Source organism: Duganella sp. P38, assembly GCF_050859475.1.
Classification (GTDB): Bacteria; Pseudomonadota; Gammaproteobacteria; order Burkholderiales; family Burkholderiaceae_D; genus Rugamonas.
Map to the genome: position 1 here is coordinate 5,013,030 of NZ_CP193936.1, position 19,152 is coordinate 5,032,181.

Here is a 19,152-nt window from a genome sequence, read left to right on the forward strand (position 1 = left end):
TTTCCTGTTACTGAGGTGACTGAATTGGTCCATCTTATCGCATGCGGCGGATAGCGTGTCAGCACATCTTGCAAAGGCGTGTTACTGTGGTGCGCAAGGACTGTAACACGCCATCATTTTTGCCTGTCAAACGCCAGATAATCGTTTGAAATCAGGCCGTTACAAAAGGGTATTAACGATATTACGACATACCTTTTGACTTCCTGCACCAATAGCGCAATAATCAATTTCATAGACGTAAGAAGCGTTACGACCGACACATAAAAGCCGCCATCCGGCCATAAAGCCAGCTCAAGGACACGGGCAATCCGTGCCGCCCAAAGAAGCTGACCACAAGAAAAATAAGACAGAAAGGACTGATACGAACCAGAGCCAGGGCAGGCGAACTGCCGGTGACTCGTGACATGCAGGTTTTCATCATCAAAGGACATGCACATGACCATTTTTGACAACTACGCCGCACGATACGAACGGACCAAAGAAGAAGAGATGTCCATGAAGGAATATCTCGAACTTTGCAAGAAAGACCGGCTGACCTACGCCAGCGCCGCCGAGCGCATGCTGGCTGCCATTGGCGAACCGACCCTGGTTGATACCCGTAATGATACGCGACTGTCGCGCATCTTCGCCAACAAGGTCATCAAGATCTACCCGGCCTTCCGCGAATTCTACGGCACCGAAGAAGTGATCGAGCAGGTGGTATCGTACTTCCGCCACGCGGCGCAGGGCCTCGAGGAACGCAAGCAGATCCTGTACCTGCTCGGTCCGGTGGGCGGCGGCAAGTCGTCGATCGCGGAAAAACTCAAGTCGCTGATGGAGCATGTGCCCTTCTATTGCCTGAAGGGATCGCCGGTGAACGAGTCGCCGCTGGGCCTGTTCAACGAGGACGAGGACGGCACCATCCTCGAAGAGGACTACGGCATTCCGCGCCGCTACCTGCGCAATATTCCGTCGCCGTGGGCGGTCAAGCGCCTGCACGAATTCAATGGCGACATCAACCAGTTCCGCGTGGTCAAGCGCTACCCGTCGGTGCTCAAGCAGATCGGCATTTCCAAGACCGAGCCGGGCGACGAGAACAATCAGGATATTTCCTCGCTGGTCGGCAAGGTCGACATCCGCAAGCTGGAAGATTATTCGCAGGACGATCCGGACGCCTACAGCTATTCCGGCGGCCTGTGCCTGGCCAACCAGGGCCTGATGGAATTCGTCGAGATGTTCAAGGCGCCGATCAAGGTGCTGCACCCGCTGCTGACCGCCACGCAGGAAGGCAACTACAAGGGCACCGAGGGCTTTGGCGCGATTCCGTTCGACGGCGTGGTGTTGGCGCACTCCAACGAGTCCGAATGGAAATCGTTCAAGAACAACCGCAACAACGAGGCCTTCCTCGACCGTATCTACATCGTCAAAGTGCCGTACTGCCTGCGCGTGACCGACGAGATCAAGATTTACGACAAGCTGCTGTTCAACTCGTCGCTGTCGAGCGCGCCATGCGCGCCGGGCACGCTGCGCATGATGGCGCAGTTCGCCATCCTGTCGCGGCTGAAGGATCCGGAAAACTCGTCCATCTTCAGCAAGATGCTGGTCTACGACGGTGACAACCTGAAGGACACCGATCCGAAAGCCAAGTCGATCCACGAGTACGTCGACTATGCCGGCGTCGACGAGGGCATGAACGGGCTGTCGACGCGCTTCGCGTTCAAGATCCTGTCCAAGGTGTTCAACTTCGATAACACCGAGGTGGCGGCCAACCCGGTGCACCTGCTGTATGTGCTGGAGCAGCAGGTCGAGCGCGAGCAGTTCCCGCCCGAGCTGGAACAGAAATACTTCTCCTATATCAAGGAGCACCTGGCCCAGCGCTACGTCGAGTTCATCGGCAAGGAGATACAGACCGCCTACCTGGAATCGTATTCCGAGTATGGCCAGAATATCTTCGACCGCTACGTGACGTTTGCCGACTTCTGGATACAGGACCAGGAATACCGCGATCCCGACACCGGCGAGAGCTTCGACCGCGAGTCGCTCAACAACGAGCTGGAGAAGATCGAGAAGCCGGCCGGGATTTCGAATCCGAAAGACTTCCGCAACGAGATCGTCAACTTCGGCCTGCGCGCGCGCGCCAACAACGGCGGCAAAAACCCGGCGTGGACCAGTTATGAGAAGTTCCGCACCGTGATCGAGAAGAAGATGTTCTCGAATACGGAGGAACTGCTGCCGGTGATTTCGTTTAACGCCAAGGCCAGCGCGGAGGACGCCAACAAGCACGCCGACTTTGTCGCGCGCATGGTGGAGAAAGGCTATACGGCCAAGCAGGTACGGCTGCTGTGCGAATGGTATCTGCGCGTGAGGAAGTCGTCGTAACATGAATCGTCATTCCGGCGCCAGCCGGAATCCATAGGCCGCGTGATGGCACGCTCAGCATGGGTTCCCGCCTGCGCGGGAACGACGTGAACAGGAGGCATCTTTTGACTTACCTCATCGACCGTCGTTTGCAAGGCAAGAACAAGTCCGCCGTCAACCGCGAGCGTTTCTTGCGGCGCTACAAATCGCAGATCAAGGACGCGGTGGGCCGCGCCATCAAGGGGCGCTCCATTACCGACGTCGAGAACGGCGAAAAAGTCTCGATCCCGGTCAAGGATGTGAGCGAGCCCTCGTTCGGCCACGCCCACGGCGGCATCTGGGAAGTGGTCAACCCGGGCAACCAGGAATACCAGAAAGGCGACCAGATCAACCGCCCCAAGGGCGGCGGCGGTTCCGGCCGCGGCAAGGCCGGCAATAGCGACCAGCTGACCGAAGACGACTTCATCTTCGAACTGTCGCGCGAAGAGTTCATGAACTATTTCTTCGAGGACCTGGAACTGCCGCACATGGTCAAGACGCAGCTGACCGCCACCACCGATTTCAAGAACCAGCGCGCCGGCTACAATATGTCCGGCACGCCATCGAATATTCACGTGCTGCGCTCGCTGCGCGGCGCGCTGGGGCGGCGCATCGCCGTCGGCGGCGGCTCGCGCAAGCGCGTCGCCGAGGCGGAGCAGGAACTGGAGCAATTGCTGCTGGACGGCGTGCCGCTGCAGGACCCGCGCGTGGTCGAGCTGAAAAAGCTGATCCACCACCTGCACACGCGGCTGCTGGCCATCCCCTTCATCGACCCGTTCGACCTGCGCTACACCAACCGCATCAAGGTGCCCAAGCCGATGACGCAGGCGGTGATGTTCTGCATCATGGACGTCTCCGGCTCGATGGATGAAACCCGCAAGGACACCGCCAAGCGCTTCTTCATCCTGCTGTATCTGTTCCTCAAGCGCGTGTACGACAAGATCGAGGTGGTGTTCATCCGCCACCACACGGCCGCGGCCGAGGTCGACGAGGAGGAATTTTTCCACTCGCGCGAATCGGGCGGCACCGTGGTGTCGTCGGCGCTGCACCTGCTGGACAAGATCATCGACGAGCGCTTCGGCGCCGGCAGCTACAACGCCTATGTTGCCCAGGCCTCGGACGGCGACAACTGGGACAACGACTCGGTGCTGTGCCGGCAGCTGCTGGTCAACACCATCATGCCCAAGGTGCAGTACTACACCTATGTCGAGATTACCGACGGCCCGCCGCAAAACCTGTGGGAGCAGTATTCGCAGGTGCCGGACCACCATCCGCATTTCGCCATGCAGAAGATTGTGACGCCGGCCGACATCTATCCGGTATTCCGCGAACTGTTCAAGAAGCAGCCAAAATGAACGACATGACCACGCCCAAGCCCAAGCACCCGAACGCGCTGCCGGAGCAATCCGAGTGGACCTTCGAGCTGATCGAGCAGATCCACCAGGAAATCCGCCGCGTCGCCGAGAACTTCGGGCTGGACACCTACCCCAACCAGCTGGAGATCATCACCGCCGAGCAGATGATGGACGCCTACACCTCGGTCGGCATGCCGGTGTCGTACAACCACTGGTCGTTCGGCAAGCACTTCCTCAGCACCGAAAAGGGCTACAAGCGCGGACAGATGGGGCTGGCCTACGAGATCGTCATCAACTCCAATCCCTGCATCGCCTACCTGATGGAGGAAAACAGCCTGACCATGCAGTCGCTGGTGATCGCCCACGCGGCCTACGGCCACAACTCCTTCTTCAAGGGCAATTACCTGTTCCGCACCTGGACCGACGCCGACGCCATCGTCGACTACATGGTGTTCGCCAAGAATTACATCGCCGAGTGCGAGCAGCGCCACGGCATCGACGCGGTCGAGCTGCTGCTCGATTCCTGCCACGCGATCCAGAACTACGGCGTCGACCGCTACAAGCGGCCGGCCAAGCTGTCGATGGCGCAGGAGCGCGCGCGGCAGAAGGAGCGCGAAGCCTACGTGCAGTCGCAGATCAACGAGCTGTGGCGCACGCTGCCGCGGCGCGAGGAAGAGGAAGCCGCGCACGTGGTTAAACGCTTTCCTCCGGAGCCGGAGGAAAACCTGCTGTACTTCATCGAGAAGTACGCGCCGCTGCTGGAGCCGTGGCAGCGCGAGATGGTGCGGATAGTACGCAAGATCTCTCAGTATTTCTACCCGCAGCGGCAAACCCAGGTGATGAACGAGGGCTGGGCCACGTTCTGGCACTACACCATCCTCAACCAGTTGTACGACGAGGGCGTGGTCGGCGACGGCTTCATGATGGAGTTTTTGAAGAGCCATACCAACGTCGTCTACCAGCCGCCCGTCAACAGCCCCTACTACAGCGGCATCAACCCGTATGCGCTCGGCTTTGCGATGATGACCGACATCCGCCGCATCTGCGAGAACCCGACCGACGAGGACCGCGAATGGTTCCCCGACATCGCCGGCAGCGACTGGCGCAAGACGCTCGACTTCGCCATGCGCAATTTCAAGGACGAGAGCTTCATCGCGCAATACCTGTCGCCCAAGCTGATCCGCGAGTTCCACTTCTTCGCCGTGCTCGACGACGACAACAACGACAAGCTCAGCGTCTCGGCCATCCACGACGACCTCGGTTATCGATACGTGCGCCAGCAGCTAGCAGAACAATATAATCTGGGCAACCGTGAGCCCAACATCCAGGTATGGTCGGTCAACACCCAGGACGACCGGGCGCTGACCTTGCGCCATACCCAGTTCCAGCGTCGCCCGCTGAACCAGCAGGCCGGCGAGGTGCTGAAGCATGTTGCACGCTTATGGGGCTTCGACGTCCACCTGGAAACAGTGGGGCCGAGCGGCGAAGTCGTCAGTTCCCTGGAAGTCAAACGGGAGAAACGCGGCCGGATTCTCTGACCAACTAATATATAAGGCTTTTTTTGGGCCGTGTGCTTCGGGCACGGCTCTTGCAAGAGTCCAAAACCGGGGTCAGCGAAGGCGCGCTGACCCCGGTTTTTTTATCCAAGGCACGGTGGCCGCGCGATGTCAATATTTTTCTGTCGCTGCTTGTATAGGAGTGCCAGCAAGAATTTCATGAAAGAAACATTCGCGGCCAAATTATTAACTGCGATGTAGTAAAGCTACCTGCATAAAATTCCGTTTTTCGCTTTAAGGGAAAACTAAGTAACGTCGTGGTGCAGCACCGCCCAAAAATGCGCCGGAGAGACTTGCAAGTTGATCCAGAACGGTGCAAAGGGAGCGCTACCATATAGGAAAACCCTATGAAATTTAACCGGTTTTAGGGATGAAAATTCTATGTAAAATCAAGAATTCGTATGTATAATTCGCCGACGTCCCGGATGCGGCTGTTGTTTTGTGTCGCCATTTTGGGGTTTAAGTAGCACCAAAGAGAGTTGGTATTGGAGAAAGCAGGCATGAATTTCACGCACAACGAGAAAAGCACCGGGAAGAACTTTACAGGCATAACGATTGTCGTTTTGTTGCACTTGCTGGTCGCTTATGGGATCGTGACGGGCTTGGGAACACGTCTGGTGCATAAGATGATCGCACCAGTGGAGACCAAGATCATCGAGGAGGTCAAACCTCCTCCACCGAAAGAGCTCCCACCACCGCCACCACCGCCAGAGATGAAGGCACCACCACCGCCATTCATCCCGCCAGTTGAGGTGAACGTGCAGCAGCCGCCACCACCACAAAACGTGATCGCGAATGCGACCAACGTTAAACCGGCCACCACCGAGATCCAGAAGGCGCCGCCAGCTCCGCCGGCAGCCCCTCCAGGCCCTCCGAAGACCGGTGTGCGTACCGCGGCAGTGGTCGACTTCAGCACTTGCGCCAAACCGGAATGGCCGAAGTCGTCCCTGCGTAACGAGGAAACCGGCACTGTGCAGTTGTCGTTCCTGATTTCCGCTGACGGTCGCGTTACCGAAAGCAAGGTAGTGAAATCGAGTGGCTTCAGGGACCTCGATAAAGCTGCGGTCGCTGGCATCACGAAATGCCGTTTCAAACCGGCAACCGTAGATGGCACCCCGCAAGAAGGCTGGCAGCAGATGCAATACGTCTGGACGCTGGAGTAAAACCGAGACAACTGACCGTCTCACTTAGTAATTTTCGTTGTCATTACGCCAGCGATCTGATTATTTTATCAATTTGGAGGAAGCATGTTTAAGAATACCCGTTTGTCCGCTGTACTGGCCGCTGTGCTGTTCTCGGTGACCGCAGCAACCGCCCTGGTGAGCGCTCCTGCCTTCGCGCAAGAGCAAGCCTCGGCACCTGCTGCTGCTCCAGCAGCCGATGCAGCAGCGCCAGCACCAGCAGCAGATGCGGCAGCAGCACCTGCAGCCGACGCTGCGGCTCCAGCAGCAGCGCCAGCCGCCCACGGTGGCGCAGAAGAAGTGGAAAACCCATACGGCTTCAAAGCAGTCTGGGACGCCGGTTTCGTATCGCGCGCAACCCTGATCATCCTGTCGCTGATGTCGATGGGTTCGTGGTACATCATCATCACCAAGCTGATCGACCAGACCAAGATCTTCAAACAGTCGAAAGAAACCTCGGCCAAGTTCTGGAAAGCTTCGTCGATCGCTGCTGGTTCGGCTACCCTGACCGAAGGTTCGCCATTCCGCTTCATCGCTGAAACCGGCACCAAGGCCACCGCCCACCACGACGGCGCCCTGCTGGAACAAATCGACCTGTCGACCTGGGTGACCATGTCGATCCAGCGCGCTGTGGACAAAGTCCAGTCGCGTCTGCAAGACGGCCTGTCGTTCCTGGCAACCGTTGGTTCGACCTCGCCGTTCATCGGTCTGTTCGGTACCGTTTGGGGTATTTACAATGCGCTGATCGCCATCGGCATGTCGGGTAACGCCTCGATCGACAAAGTGGCAGGTCCGGTCGGTGAAGCGCTGATCATGACCGCCTTCGGTCTGTTCGTGGCAGTTCCAGCCGTTCTGGGTTACAACTGGCTGGTACGTCGTAACAAGTCGGCAATGGAAGACGTGCGTGCCTTCTCGGCTGACGTTCACTCGGTGCTGATCTCGGGCGCAATGTCGACCGCAACCGGCTCCAAAAAAGTAGGCTAATTCATCATGTCCATGTCCGTAGGCTCCGATACCGGAGACGAAGATACCGTCATGTCAGAAATCAACACGACGCCCCTCGTGGACATCATGTTGGTTCTGCTGATTATCTTCCTGATCACGAGCCCGGTTGTTCTGAAGCTGATCAAGATCCAGCTGCCAGAAGAAACCAACCAGGTGATTCAGACCAAGCCGGAAGACGTCAACATCGTTGTGAGCAAGGATGGCGACATCTACTGGAATCAGAAGAAAATGCGCGACGCCAATGAGCTGTTCGATTTTCTGAAGGTGGAAGCTGTGAAAGTACCGCAGCCTGAAGTACACGTACGTGGTGACCAAGAAACCAAGTACGAGTCCATCGGCAAGGTAATTTACACGACCCAGCGTGCTGGTATCCAGAAGGTCGGCTTCATCACCGAACCGCCTGATAAGGGTTAATTCCCGGCTAGTGCACCGCAGACCTGGTCGCCAGGTCTGCCCTTCTTAAAAGGAAACATCATGAGTATGAATGTCGGCTCTCCGGCCGCCGCTGGCGCGGATCCGGAACCAATGATGGAAATGAATATGACGCCCCTCATCGACGTGATGCTGGTGCTGATTATCATGATGATCATTACGATTCCAAAAGCCAACCATTCGGTCAACCTGAACATGCCGGTCGGCACCCCGCCACCGCCAACCAAGGAACCAGTGGTCGTGACGATTGACGTCGACTTCGACGGTACGATTCTGTGGGATAACGTGGTTGTACCTGACCGCGGCACCCTGGAAGCGAAACTGACCGATGTCGCCGCGCAAGCGGATCAGCCGGAAGTGCATCTGCGTCCGAACAAGCTGGTCTCGTACAAAGTTGTCGCAGGCGTCATGGCTTCGGCCCAGCGTCTGGGCGTGACCAAGATTGGTCTGGTCGGTAACGAACAGTTCCAGTAATTAGTCCCATGTACAATAATAGGCAGGACCATTCCTGCCTATTTGCTTTTTTGAAGAAAGAAAACTCACCCATGACCAAGTTTCGTCTCGCTCATCTCGGCCTGGTAATGGCCGCTATTGGTTTTACTGCAGCAGCCCCTATCGCAGGTTTCTCGTCGGTCGCCTACGCAGCAGAAACGGTGCGCGCAGAAATCGGCAAACCATTGCAAGAAGCACAGAAACTGGCCGCGGCCGGCAAGAATAAAGAAGCACTTGCCAAACTGAAAGAAACCGACGCCGTCGGCGGCAAATCCGCCAACGAAACCTATCTGATCGAGCGCACCCGCGCTTCGGCGGCCGCTGCCGCCGGCGATAACGACGCAGCCGCCAAGGCCTTCGAATCGGTGATCAACTCCGGCAAGCTGTCGGCTGCCGAACAACCAAAATTCACCCAGGCCCTGGCCGGCATCTACTACCGCGCCAAGGACTACCCTAAGGCCATCACCTGGATTCAGCGCGCGCTGAAAGACAATCCGAACGATAACCAGATGCGCGAGCTGCTGATCCAGACCTACTACATCAGCGGCAAGTACGCGGAAGCGGCCAAGGAACTGCAATCGTCGAAGAACGCTTCCGAGCAGTCGCTGCAGATGCTGGCCAATATCCAGCTGAAGCAGAACGACAAGGCCGGCTACGTGCAGACGCTGGAAAAACTGGCCGGTTCCTACCCGAAATCGAGCTACTGGGCCGACCTGCTGAACCGCGTGGCCGGCAAGCCGGGCTTCTCGTCGTCGCTGTCGCTGGACGTGCTGCGCCTGCGCCTGGCCAACGGCCTGCTGACCAAGCCAGCCGAATACATGGAAATGGCCCAGCTGTCGCTGCAGGCGAACAACCCGGCTGAAGCGATCAAGATCATCGACCAGGGCTACAAAAAGGCGCACTGGGCACCGGTACCGACGCCGCCCGTCACCAGCGTCTGAAAGACCTGGCCGCCAAGACCCAGACCGAGTTCGACGCCAAAGCCGCTGCCGCTGAAGCGGAAGCCGTCAAGGCCAAGGACGCTGACGCGCTGGCCAACCTGGGCTACGGCCTGGTGTCGGCCGGCAAGGCCGACAAGGGCCTGGCGCTGATGGACCAGGCGGTCAAGCTGGGCACCGGCCGCAACCCTGAAGCGATCAAGCTGCACTACGGCATCGCGCAGAACGTCGCCGGCAAGAAAGCCGCCGCGCTGGCTACGCTGAAAACCGTCAAAGGCACCGACGGCACCGCCGACCTGGCCCGCTACTGGACCCTGAACATTAACCACCCGATGTAATTTCGGGCGGTTGATGCGCAAAGCGCTGTTCCGGCCCCGCCGGACAGCGCTTTTTTCGCCACCGTCGTTCCCGCGCAGGCGGGAACCCATAGAACGTATGAAGCATGCTCAGCATGGATTCCCGCCTGCGCGGGAATGACGATGGGTCAGGTTTCCGCTTGCGGGCACATGACGGCGGGGCAGGTTCCGCTTGCGGAGGCATGACGACGGGTCCGGTTCCGCTTGCGGACGCATGACGACGGGTCCGGTTCCACCTGCGGACGCATGACGACGGGTCCGGTTCCACCTGCGGAGACATGACGATGGGTCAGGTTCCACCTGCGCACACATGACGTCAGCTCAGGTTCCACTTGCCACCACACGACGGCAAGCCAGGTTCCGTTTGTAAACGGATAACAGCGCCCCAAGTTCCCCTCAGCGGGAACGACGGATTTTTTCGCTTTGGGGGATTCCCCGTATAATCTCCAATTTGCGACAAGTTTTCCCCCAGGTTCCCATGAAGGTATTTCGAGGTCTTCCCAATGCTGCGGCGCGCGCGCCGTGCGCGCTCACGATCGGCAACTTTGACGGTGTCCACCTGGGCCACCAGGCATTGCTGGCCCGCGTACGCGCCGCCGCCGACCGCCTCGGGCTGGAAGCGGCCGTGATGACCTTCGAACCCCATCCGCGCGAATTCTTCGCGCAGAAGTCCGGCGACCTGTCGAAAGCCCCGGCCCGCATCGCCAACCTGCGCGACAAGCTGCAATCGCTGTCGGACAACGGCATCGACCGCGTCATCGTCGAACATTTCTCGTCCTCGTTCGCGGCGCTGACGCCGCAGGAGTTCACCGAGAAGGTGCTGGTCGAGGGCCTGCACGTCAAATGGCTGATGGTCGGCGACGATTTCTGCTACGGCGCGCGGCGCGCCGGCAATGTGCAGATGCTGCTGGAAGCGGGCGAAAAATACGGCTTCCACGTCGAGACGCTGCCGACCGTGATGAACGGCAGCACCCGCATCTCCTCCTCCGCCGTGCGCGCCGCGCTGGGCGAGGGCGATTTCCCGCACGCCGAGGCGCTGCTGGGCCACCCGTACGCCATCTCCGGCCACGTGATCCACGGCCAGAAACTGGGCCGCACGCTCGGCTTCCCGACGCTGAACCTGCGCGTGCCGCACCGCCCCGCGCTGTCGGGCATCTTCATCGTCCAGGTGCACGGCCTGGGCGAGCAGCCCTTGCCGGCCGTCGCCAGCCTCGGCGTGCGCCCGACCGTCGACGACAGCGGCCGCGTGCTGCTGGAGGTGCACGTGTTCGACTTCGCGCAGAACTGCTACGGCAAGCAGGTGCGCGTCGAATTCCTGCAAAAAATCCGCGATGAGGAAAAATACGTCGACCTGCCGACGCTGACGGCCGCCATCCACCGCGACGCCGACATCGCCCGCGCCTATTTCGCCAAGCGCGCCACCGACCGAATTTGACCGCGCGATCAGCTACGAGCGCCGGCTACACAGAATCTCCGAATAAATCACTGAACGCATACCATGTCCGATAACAAACCTGCAAAGAAGCCTGAAAGTAAATACCCGGTCAACATGACCGAAACCCCGTTCCCGATGCGCGGCGATATGGCCAAGCGCGAGCCGAACTGGGTCCAGCAATGGCAAGACAAGAAAATCTACGAGCGCGTGCGCAGGCCGCCGCCGGCCGCCCTAAATTCATCCTGCACGACGGCCCGCCCTACGCCAACGGCGACATCCACATCGGCCACGCCGTCAACAAGATCCTGAAGGACATGGTGGTCAAGGCCCGCACGCTGGCCGGCTACGACGCGCCTTACGTGCCGGGCTGGGATTGCCACGGCATGCCGATCGAGATCCAGATCGAAAAACAATACGGCAAGAACCTGCCGACCGGCGAGGTGCTGACCAAGGCGCGCGCCTACGCCTACGAGCAGGTTGACCGCCAGCGTAAGGACTTCATCCGCCTCGGCGTGCTGGGCGAATGGCAGAATCCTTACCTGACCATGAACTTCTCCAACGAGGCCGACGAACTGCGCGCGCTCGGCAAGCTGCTGGACAAGGGCTATGTCTACCGCGGCCTGAAGCCGGTCAACTGGTGCTTCGACTGCCAGTCGGCGTTGGCCGAGGCGGAAGTGGAGTACAAGGACAAGCGCGATCCGGCCATCGACGTCGGCTTCAAGTTCGCCGAATTCGACAAGCTGGCCAAGGCCTTCAGCCTCGATAAGCTGCCGACCGAGAACGGCTACATCGTCATCTGGACCACGACGCCGTGGACCATCCCGTCCAACCAGGCGCTGAACGTGCACCCGGAAGTGATCTACTCGCTGGTGCAGACCGAGCGCGATGGCCAGCCTTTGCTGCTGATCCTGGCACAAGACCTGGTCGAATCCTGCCTGGCGCGCTACAAGCTGGAAGGCACCACCATCGCCACCGCGCACGGCGCGGCGCTGGCCGATATCGGCTTCCGCCACCCGCTGCATGCGGCCGACCCGTTCTACGATCGCCTGTCGCCGATGTACCTGGCCGAATACGTGACCACCGACAGCGGCACCGGCGTGGTCCACTCGGCGCCAGCCTATGGCCTGGACGACTTTATCTCCTGCCGCGCGCACGGCATGAAGGACGCCAACATCCTGACGCCGGTGATGGGCGACGGTAAATACGCCTCGACGTTGCCGCTGTTCGGCGGCCTGACGATCTGGGAAGCGTCCAAGCCGATCTGCAACGCGTTGAAGGAAGCCGGGGCCCTGTTCGAGCTGAAGATGTTCGATCACAGCTATATGCACTGCTGGCGCCACAAATCGCCGATCATCTACCGCGCCACCTCGCAGTGGTTCGCCGGCATGGATGTGAAGCCGAAGGACGGCGGCCACACGCTGCGCGAAACCGCGCTGCAAGGCATCGAAGCGACCCAGTTCTTCCCGGACTGGGGCAAGGCGCGCCTGCACGGCATGATCGCCAACCGTCCTGACTGGACCCTGTCGCGCCAGCGCCAGTGGGGCGTGCCGATGGCCTTCATCGTCCACAAGGAAACCGGCGCGCTGCATCCGCGCACCCCGGAACTGCTGGAGCAGGTCGCCCAGCTGATCGAAAAGAGCGGCATCGACGCCTGGCAGGCGCTGGACCTGAAAGACCTGATCGGCGACGAGGCAGCGCACTACGAGAAAAACAAGGACACGCTGGACGTCTGGTTCGACTCGGGCACCACGCACCAGACGGTGCTGCGCGGCTCGCACAAGGAGCAATCGGCCTTCCCTGCCGACCTGTATCTGGAAGGCTCCGACCAGCACCGCGGCTGGTTCCACTCGTCGCTGCTGACCTCCTCGATGCTGAACGGCGCGCCGCCCTACAAGGCGCTGCTGACCCACGGCTTCGTGGTCGACGGCGAAGGCAAGAAGATGTCCAAGTCGATCGGCAACACGGTCGCGCCGCAGGACGTGTGGAACAAGCTGGGCGCCGACATGCTGCGCCTGTGGGTGGCCTCGACCGACTACACCGGCGAGCTGTCGATCTCCGACGAGATCCTCAAGCGCGTGACCGAGTCGTATCGCCGCATCCGCAACACGCTGCGCTTCCTGCTGGCCAACCTGTCGGACTTCGACTATGCGAAGGACGCGGTGCCGGTGGCCGAGCTGCTGGAAATCGACCGCTACGCCATCGCCAACATGGCGTCGCTGCAGAAGGAAATCGAAGCGCACTACCTGCAGTACGAATTCCAGCCGGTGATGTCCAAGCTGCAGAACTACTGCTCGGAAGACCTGGGCGGCTTCTACCTCGACATCCTGAAGGACCGCCTGTACACCACCGGCGTGACCTCGGCCTCGCGCCGCTCGGCGCAGACGGCGCTGTACCACCTGACGCAAAGCCTGCTGCGCCTGATGGCGCCGGCGCTGTCCTTCACCGCCGAAGAGGCATGGGAAGTCTTCGCCGGTGCGGAAGGCTGGAAAGCCAGCGACGAAACCATCTTCACGCAGACCTGGTGGCAGCTGCCGCGAACTGGCCGACGCCGATGCGCTGCTGGCCAAGTACGCGACGCTGCGCACGGTGCGCACCGACGTCACCAAGCAGCTGGAAGACCTGCGCACCTCGGGCGCGATCGGCTCCTCGCTGCAGGCGGAACTGAGCATCAAGGCGGCCGGCGACAAGTTCAAGGCGCTGGCCAGCCTGGAAGATGACCTCAAGTTCATTTTCATCACCTCGCTGGCGGCGGTGACGGAAGTGGCGTCGGAAGCGGAGGAAGCGGTGAGCGTGGCCGCGTCGACCGCCGGGAAGTGCGAGCGTTGCTGGCACTACCGCGCCGACGTCGGCGCCCATGCGGACCACCCTACGCTGTGCGGCCGCTGCTACAGCAACCTGTTTGGTGCGGGCGAAAAACGCAAGTTCGCTTAAGATACCGCCCACAATACCGTCGCTCCCGCGCAGGCGGGAGCCCATGCCGAGTGGATGGCGGACGCCCGGCATGGATTCCCGCCTGCGCGGGAATGACGAAGCGATCGCTGCGAAAACTGAAAACTTATGGCCACCAAAAAATCTTCCCGACCAAGTCCTCCTCCAGCATCACGCCATGGCTGGGCATCGCCACGCTGGTGATCCTGATCGACCAGCTGACCAAGATCACCGTCAACAAGACCTTCCAGTACGGCGAGGAAAAGGTCATCACCTCCTTCTTCAACCTGGTGCTGGCGTATAACAAGGGCGCGGCCTTCAGCTTCCTCAGCAACAGCGGCGGCTGGCAGCGTTACTTCTTCACCGCCATCGGCATCGGCGCCGCCATCTTCATCATCTACCTGCTGAAGAAACACAGTGCCCAGCGCATGTTCGCGTGGGCGCTGTCGCTGGTGCTGGGCGGCGCGGTCGGCAACGTCATCGACCGCCTGCTGTACGGCCACGTGGTCGACTTCCTTGATTTCCACTGGCCTGGCCTGGGCCACTTCCCGGCGTTTAACGTGGCCGATTCGGCCATCTGTATCGGCGCCGCCCTGTTCATCCTGGACGAACTGCGCCGGGTGAACAAATAACGGAGCAGCATCATGATGGAACTGACTGGTAAGAAAATCGTCCTCGGCCTGTCCGGCGGCGTGGCCTGCTACAAGGCGGCGGAACTGTGCCGCTCCTTCACCAAGGCCGGCGCAACGGTGCAGGTGGTGATGACCGAGGCGGCCACCCACTTCATCACGGCGGTCACCATGCAGGCCCTGTCGGGCCGCCCGGTGATACCGACCAGTGGGACGCGCGCGTCAACAACAACATGGCCCACATCGACGTCACGCGCGACGCCGACGCCATCATCATCGCCCCCTGCTCGACGGACTTCATCCGCAAGCTGGCGCACGGCGCCTGCGACGACCTGCTGTCGACCATGTGCGTGGCCCGTCCGCGCCATGTGCCGCTGCTGATCGCCCCTGCGATGAACGTCGAGATGTGGCAAAACCCGGCGACCCAGCGCAATGTGCAGACTTTGCGCGACGACGGCATCGTCATCTTCGGCCCGGCAGCCGGCGACCAAGCCTGCGGCGAAGTGGGCCTGGGCCGCATGCTGGAGCCGGAACAACTGCTGGAGGAAGTCATCGCCGCCTTCCAGCCGAAAGTCCTGGCGGGCAAGCGCATCCTGATTACCGCGGGCCCAACCTTCGAGCCGATCGACCCGGTGCGCGGCATCACCAATCTGTCCTCGGGCAAAATGGGCTACGCCGTGGCGCGCGCCGCGCGCGAGGCCGGCGCCGAGGTGGTGCTGGTCTCCGGCCCGGTGACGCTGCCGGTGCCGTTCGGCGTGCAGCGCATCAACGTGCAAAGCGCGCAGCAGATGTATGACGCGGTGATGAGCAATGTCGACCATCAGCACATCTTCATCGCCGTGGCGGCGGTGGCCGACTGGCGCATCGCCAACGCCAGCGACCAGAAACTGAAAAAGAACCCGAACGGCACCGCGCCGGACCTGAAGTTCGAGCAGAATCCGGACATCCTGGCCTCGGTTGCCGCGCGCACCAATCTGGCCGGCCATCCGTACTGCGTGGGCTTTGCCGCCGAATCGGAAAACCTGGTCCAATTCGGCGCCGACAAGCGCGAGAAAAAGGCATCCCCCTGCTAGTAGGGAATATCGGCCACCACACCTTCGGCCAGGACGACAACACCATCATCCTGTTCGACGAGAACGGCCACACGATTCTGCCGCGCGCCGACAAACTGACGCTGGCGCGTCAACTGATTTCCGAGATCTCGAAGCGGATCTCCCAACACTCTTTGTTCGCTAAATAAATGAAAAACGTAGACGTTAAAATCCTTGATCCACGCATGAAAGACCAGCTGCCGGCCTACGCGACGCCCGGCTCGGCGGGCCTGGACCTGCGCGCCTGCATCGACGCGCCGCTGGTGATCGAGGCCGGCCAGACCGTGCTGATTCCCACCGGCCTGGCGATCCACGTCGGCGACCCGGGCTACGCCGCCATGATCCTGCCGCGCAGCGGCATGGGCCACAAGAACGGCATCGTGCTGGGTAATCTGGTAGGCTTGATCGACTCCGACTATCAGGGCCAGCTGATGATCTCGACCTGGAACCGCGGCCACAGCGCCTTCACGCTGCAGCCGATGGAACGCCTGGCGCAGCTGATCATCGTGCCGGTGCTGCAAGTCGGCTTTAATGTAGTTGAGGAATTCGACACCACCGAACGCGGCGCCGGCGGTTTCGGCAGCACGGGCAAACACTAAGAACGGAGACGGAGCGCAGGGATGAACAAGACGAATACATTTGGCACATTCTCCCTGGCGATGGTCGTCGCAGGCGCGGCGGCCACGCTGACCGGCTGCTCCACCTTCCAATCGCAACCGTCCGCGCCTGACGCGGCGCCGGCGGTGGTCTCCACCGCCACCGAAGCGCCGCCGGCCGTCACCGCCAAAATGGCCGCCGCGCGCCAGCAACTGAGCCAGATGGTGGCGCTGCAGGACCGCCTGTACCGCGTCGCCGGCCCGCTGTTGATCAACAATGCGGACCTGTGCCGCACGCAGGCGCGCAACCTGCTCGGCTTCACCGCCAAGAACAAATACTCCTACCCCGGCGAGTTCAGTGACGCCGCCGCCGCGGTGCTGAATTACAGCGAGCGCCTGGAAGTGGCCACCGTGCTGGCCGGCAGCGGCGCCGCGCGCGCCGGCCTGCGCAAGGGCGACGTGCTGGTGGCCGCCGACGGCAAGCTGCTGCCGGTGGGCGCCAACGCCGAAACCGAGGCGGCCGCGGTTCTCGGCCCGCTGGTCAGCAACAACAAGATCCTGACCCTGACCATTTCGCGCGGCGGCAGCAACCAGCAGCTGCGCGTGCCGGTCACGCGCGCCTGCGCCTTCAAGATCGACATCGGCAACGCCGACAACATCAACGCCTATTCGGACGGCCAGCGCGTGATGATCACGCGCGGCATGGTCAACTTCGCGCAGAGCGACGAAGCCATCGCCTACGTGCTGGCCAAGGACATCGCCCACAATGTGCTGGGCCACGCGGCCACCACCAAACAGGCCTACACGGTGGGCGGCATCATCGACAACCTGGTCGCGGTGCGGCCCGACCTGTCGATGCTGATCGGCACCGCTGGCGTCAAGCCGATGCCGCAGGAGCTGGACGCGGCGGCCGACAACCTGTCGCTGTACATGGTGGCGCGCGCCGGCTACAACGTCAGCGGCGCGCGCGCCTTCTGGCAGCGGCTGGCGACGCAATATCCGGCCTCGGTGCTGAACGGTTATACTGCCAACCACCCTGCCGTCAGTTACCGTCTCGGCGTGATCGACAAGACGGTGGCGGCGATCCGCACCAAGCAGGCGGCCAAGCAGCCGCTGGTGCCTTAACCACTGAGAGAACGCCATGAACAAGCCCGGCCTGATCGCAATCGCACTGATGTTGACGGCCGGCGGGGCGCATGCCGCGCAATGGGTCAAGGTGGGCGGCGCCAAGGCGGCCACCTACTACATGGACAAGGCCAGCTTGATCAAGACCGAGAAGACGCGCAAGGTCTGGTCGATGCAAACCTTTACCCGCATGCAGAAGACGCCCGAGGGCAAGCTGTATCGCTCGGTGAAGATGCTGCACGTGTATGCGTGCGAGGAGCACACCACCACCCTGCTGGCGCAGGTCTATTATCCGGAAGCGATGGGCAAGGGCGAGCCGGTGGAAAACTACAAGTTCGAGAAGTTCAACCCCGAAGACATCGTGCCCGACAGCGCCTTCGACAGCGTGCTGGTTGCGGCCTGCAAGGACTAGCCGGGAAAGTTGGGGAAGTAGGCCGACATCACCCACGTCAACCCGGCGCAGGCCAGCACTGCACACAGCAGCACGATCAGTAAACGGCCGAATTTGGGTGTAACGTCATCTTCCTTCTGAGGCATGTCCGATCCCTGCAAGGTTTAATGAGCCGTAGTATATTCCATTCATGGACTCTATCGACCTTGAAGTACTCAAAACCAGCGCCGCGTGGATTGCGGCCGGGCGCCGCTGTGAGCTGATCACGGTCATCAAGACCTGGGGTTCCAGCCCGCGCCCGATCGGCGCCACGCTGGCCATCTGCGAGGACGGCACGGTGATCGGCTCCGTCTCCGGCGGCTGCATCGAGGATGACCTGATCGCGCGCGTGCGCGACCAAGGCATCAGCCGCCAGGCGCCGGAAATTGTCAGCTATGGCATCACCGCCGACGAGGCGCACCGGTTCGGCCTGCCGTGCGGCGGCACGATTGAATTGTCGATCGAGCCGCTGTCCGCGCGCAGCCGCATTGCCGAGCTGCTGCAACGGCTGGAGCGCCATGAACTGGTGCAGCGCCGGCTTGACCTGCGCACCGGTGAGGTGGAACTGTCCAACGCGGCAGCGGGCGCGCAGATGCAGGTCAGCGAGCAGGCCATGGTGACGCTGCACGGCCCGCGCTGGCGGCTGCTGATCATCGGCGCCGGGCAGCTATCGCGCTTTCTGGCGCAGATTGCGCTGGCCATGGATTACAGCGTGACCGTCTGCGATCCGAGGGAGGAGTACCGCGCCGGCTGGCATGTCGACGGCGTGCAACTGGTGCACGAGATGCCGGACGACGTGGTGCTGGCGATGAACCTCGACCACCGCAGCGCGGTGGTGGCGCTGACGCACGATCCGAAGCTGGACGACCTGGCGCTGATGGAGGCGCTGAAGTCGGACGCGTTCTATGTCGGCGCGATCGGTTCGCGGCTTAACAACAGCAAGCGCCGCGAGCGGCTGCTGGAATTCGACCTGACGACGGAGCAGCTGGAGCGCCTGCATGGCCCGATCGGCCTGTACATCGGCAGCAAGACGCCGTCCGAAATCGCCATCTCCATCCTGGCCGAAATGACCGCCATCAAAAACGGCGTACCGACCAACCTGATCGTCCCCCACGCCGCCGCGCCGACCAGGCCGGGCGACGCCGTCTGCGTCGCCGACAGCGGCGCGGTCTAGCGCCCCGCCGCCGGCAGCGCACCAGCCGCGCGGTCGCCACGAATTCCAGCGCA

The 19,152-nt window shown here is 61.3% G+C and carries 15 protein-coding genes and 3 pseudogenes; 16 read left to right on the top strand and 2 right to left on the bottom strand.

Annotated elements, in window-relative coordinates; genetic code table 11:
• Positions 1-113 precede the first annotated feature (113 nt).
• Positions 114-431, bottom strand: coding sequence for a hypothetical protein (locus tag ACRQ5J_RS23310; protein ID WP_432380216.1), 318 nt, complete (start codon positions 429-431; stop codon positions 114-116).
• Between the two features lie 4 nt (positions 432-435).
• Here ACRQ5J_RS23310 and ACRQ5J_RS23315 point away from each other — a divergent pair, with 4 nt between their 5' ends.
• From ACRQ5J_RS23315 to ACRQ5J_RS23385, 15 genes and pseudogenes are all read left to right on the top strand, one after another.
• Positions 436-2,358 carry a PrkA family serine protein kinase gene (locus ACRQ5J_RS23315; protein WP_432380218.1) on the top strand — a complete coding sequence of 641 codons (1,923 nt, stop codon included), beginning with the start codon at positions 436-438 and terminating at the stop codon, positions 2,356-2,358.
• 104 nt (positions 2,359-2,462) lie between these two features.
• Positions 2,463-3,731, top strand: coding sequence for a YeaH/YhbH family protein (locus tag ACRQ5J_RS23320; RefSeq protein ID WP_432380220.1), 1,269 nt, complete (start codon positions 2,463-2,465; stop codon positions 3,729-3,731).
• Positions 3,728-5,269 carry a SpoVR family protein gene (locus ACRQ5J_RS23325; RefSeq protein WP_432380222.1) on the top strand — a complete coding sequence of 514 codons (1,542 nt, stop codon included), beginning with the start codon at positions 3,728-3,730 and terminating at the stop codon, positions 5,267-5,269. The genes ACRQ5J_RS23320 and ACRQ5J_RS23325 overlap by 4 nt, the downstream gene beginning before the upstream one ends.
• A gap of 518 nt (positions 5,270-5,787) precedes the next feature.
• Positions 5,788-6,450 carry an energy transducer TonB gene (locus ACRQ5J_RS23330; protein WP_432380223.1) on the top strand — a complete coding sequence of 221 codons (663 nt, stop codon included), beginning with the start codon at positions 5,788-5,790 and terminating at the stop codon, positions 6,448-6,450.
• Between the two features lie 84 nt (positions 6,451-6,534).
• Complete coding sequence (locus tag ACRQ5J_RS23335) at positions 6,535-7,452, top strand: MotA/TolQ/ExbB proton channel family protein (protein ID WP_432380225.1); 918 nt, start codon at positions 6,535-6,537, stop codon at positions 7,450-7,452.
• Between the two features lie 6 nt (positions 7,453-7,458).
• Complete coding sequence (locus ACRQ5J_RS23340) at positions 7,459-7,887, top strand: ExbD/TolR family protein (RefSeq protein ID WP_432380227.1); 429 nt, start codon at positions 7,459-7,461, stop codon at positions 7,885-7,887.
• A gap of 60 nt (positions 7,888-7,947) precedes the next feature.
• On the top strand, positions 7,948-8,379 hold the full coding sequence (locus ACRQ5J_RS23345) for an ExbD/TolR family protein (protein ID WP_202412810.1): 432 nt from the start codon (positions 7,948-7,950) through the stop codon (positions 8,377-8,379).
• A gap of 107 nt (positions 8,380-8,486) precedes the next feature.
• Positions 8,487-9,673: pseudogene (locus tag ACRQ5J_RS23350) on the top strand (tetratricopeptide repeat protein).
• 496 nt (positions 9,674-10,169) lie between these two features.
• The gene (locus ACRQ5J_RS23355; RefSeq protein WP_432380229.1) at positions 10,170-11,126 is read left to right on the top strand and encodes a bifunctional riboflavin kinase/FAD synthetase; all 957 of its coding nucleotides are present in this window, start codon (positions 10,170-10,172) and stop codon (positions 11,124-11,126) included.
• 63 nt (positions 11,127-11,189) lie between these two features.
• Positions 11,190-14,057, top strand: a pseudogene (gene ileS, locus ACRQ5J_RS23360) (isoleucine--tRNA ligase).
• A 92-nt stretch (positions 14,058-14,149) separates the two neighbouring features.
• Positions 14,150-14,686, top strand: coding sequence for a signal peptidase II (gene lspA / locus ACRQ5J_RS23365; protein ID WP_432380230.1), 537 nt, complete (start codon positions 14,150-14,152; stop codon positions 14,684-14,686).
• 15 nt (positions 14,687-14,701) lie between these two features.
• Positions 14,702-15,923, top strand: a pseudogene (coaBC, locus tag ACRQ5J_RS23370) (bifunctional phosphopantothenoylcysteine decarboxylase/phosphopantothenate--cysteine ligase CoaBC).
• Entirely contained in the window at positions 15,924-16,373 is a 450-nt protein-coding gene (gene dut, locus ACRQ5J_RS23375) for a dUTP diphosphatase (protein WP_432380232.1), read from the top strand.
• Between the two features lie 21 nt (positions 16,374-16,394).
• Positions 16,395-17,495 carry a M48 family metalloprotease gene (locus tag ACRQ5J_RS23380; RefSeq protein ID WP_432380233.1) on the top strand — a complete coding sequence of 367 codons (1,101 nt, stop codon included), beginning with the start codon at positions 16,395-16,397 and terminating at the stop codon, positions 17,493-17,495.
• A 16-nt stretch (positions 17,496-17,511) separates the two neighbouring features.
• On the top strand, positions 17,512-17,907 hold the full coding sequence (locus ACRQ5J_RS23385) for a surface-adhesin E family protein (RefSeq protein ID WP_432380234.1): 396 nt from the start codon (positions 17,512-17,514) through the stop codon (positions 17,905-17,907).
• Here ACRQ5J_RS23385 and ACRQ5J_RS23390 read toward each other — a convergent pair.
• Positions 17,904-18,032 (bottom strand): hypothetical protein, encoded by a 129-nt coding sequence (locus ACRQ5J_RS23390; protein WP_432380236.1) that lies wholly within the window; start codon positions 18,030-18,032, stop codon positions 17,904-17,906. The two genes, ACRQ5J_RS23385 and ACRQ5J_RS23390, sit on opposite strands and share 4 nt — an antisense overlap.
• Positions 18,033-18,076: 44 nt before the next feature.
• On the opposite strand from ACRQ5J_RS23390, the gene ACRQ5J_RS23395 reads away from it, so the two are divergent.
• Positions 18,077-19,099, top strand: coding sequence for an XdhC family protein (locus ACRQ5J_RS23395; RefSeq protein WP_432380238.1), 1,023 nt, complete (start codon positions 18,077-18,079; stop codon positions 19,097-19,099).
• The last annotated feature ends 53 nt before the right edge of the window (positions 19,100-19,152 follow it).

Coding starts and splice junctions, on each gene's coding strand:
- ACRQ5J_RS23380 (WP_432380233.1), top strand. CDS start 16,395: ATGAACAAGACGAATACATTTGGCACATTCTCCCTGGCGATGGTCGTC.
- dut (WP_432380232.1), top strand. CDS start 15,924: ATGAAAAACGTAGACGTTAAAATCCTTGATCCACGCATGAAAGACCAG.
- ACRQ5J_RS23390 (WP_432380236.1), bottom strand. CDS start 18,032: ATGCCTCAGAAGGAAGATGACGTTACACCCAAATTCGGCCGTTTACTG.
- ACRQ5J_RS23395 (WP_432380238.1), top strand. CDS start 18,077: ATGGACTCTATCGACCTTGAAGTACTCAAAACCAGCGCCGCGTGGATT.
- ACRQ5J_RS23310 (WP_432380216.1), bottom strand. CDS start 431: ATGTCCTTTGATGATGAAAACCTGCATGTCACGAGTCACCGGCAGTTC.
- ACRQ5J_RS23335 (WP_432380225.1), top strand. CDS start 6,535: ATGTTTAAGAATACCCGTTTGTCCGCTGTACTGGCCGCTGTGCTGTTC.
- ACRQ5J_RS23345 (WP_202412810.1), top strand. CDS start 7,948: ATGAGTATGAATGTCGGCTCTCCGGCCGCCGCTGGCGCGGATCCGGAA.
- ACRQ5J_RS23355 (WP_432380229.1), top strand. CDS start 10,170: ATGAAGGTATTTCGAGGTCTTCCCAATGCTGCGGCGCGCGCGCCGTGC.
- ACRQ5J_RS23315 (WP_432380218.1), top strand. CDS start 436: ATGACCATTTTTGACAACTACGCCGCACGATACGAACGGACCAAAGAA.
- ACRQ5J_RS23325 (WP_432380222.1), top strand. CDS start 3,728: ATGAACGACATGACCACGCCCAAGCCCAAGCACCCGAACGCGCTGCCG.
- lspA (WP_432380230.1), top strand. CDS start 14,150: ATGACGAAGCGATCGCTGCGAAAACTGAAAACTTATGGCCACCAAAAA.
- ACRQ5J_RS23330 (WP_432380223.1), top strand. CDS start 5,788: ATGAATTTCACGCACAACGAGAAAAGCACCGGGAAGAACTTTACAGGC.
- ACRQ5J_RS23340 (WP_432380227.1), top strand. CDS start 7,459: ATGTCCATGTCCGTAGGCTCCGATACCGGAGACGAAGATACCGTCATG.
- ACRQ5J_RS23385 (WP_432380234.1), top strand. CDS start 17,512: ATGAACAAGCCCGGCCTGATCGCAATCGCACTGATGTTGACGGCCGGC.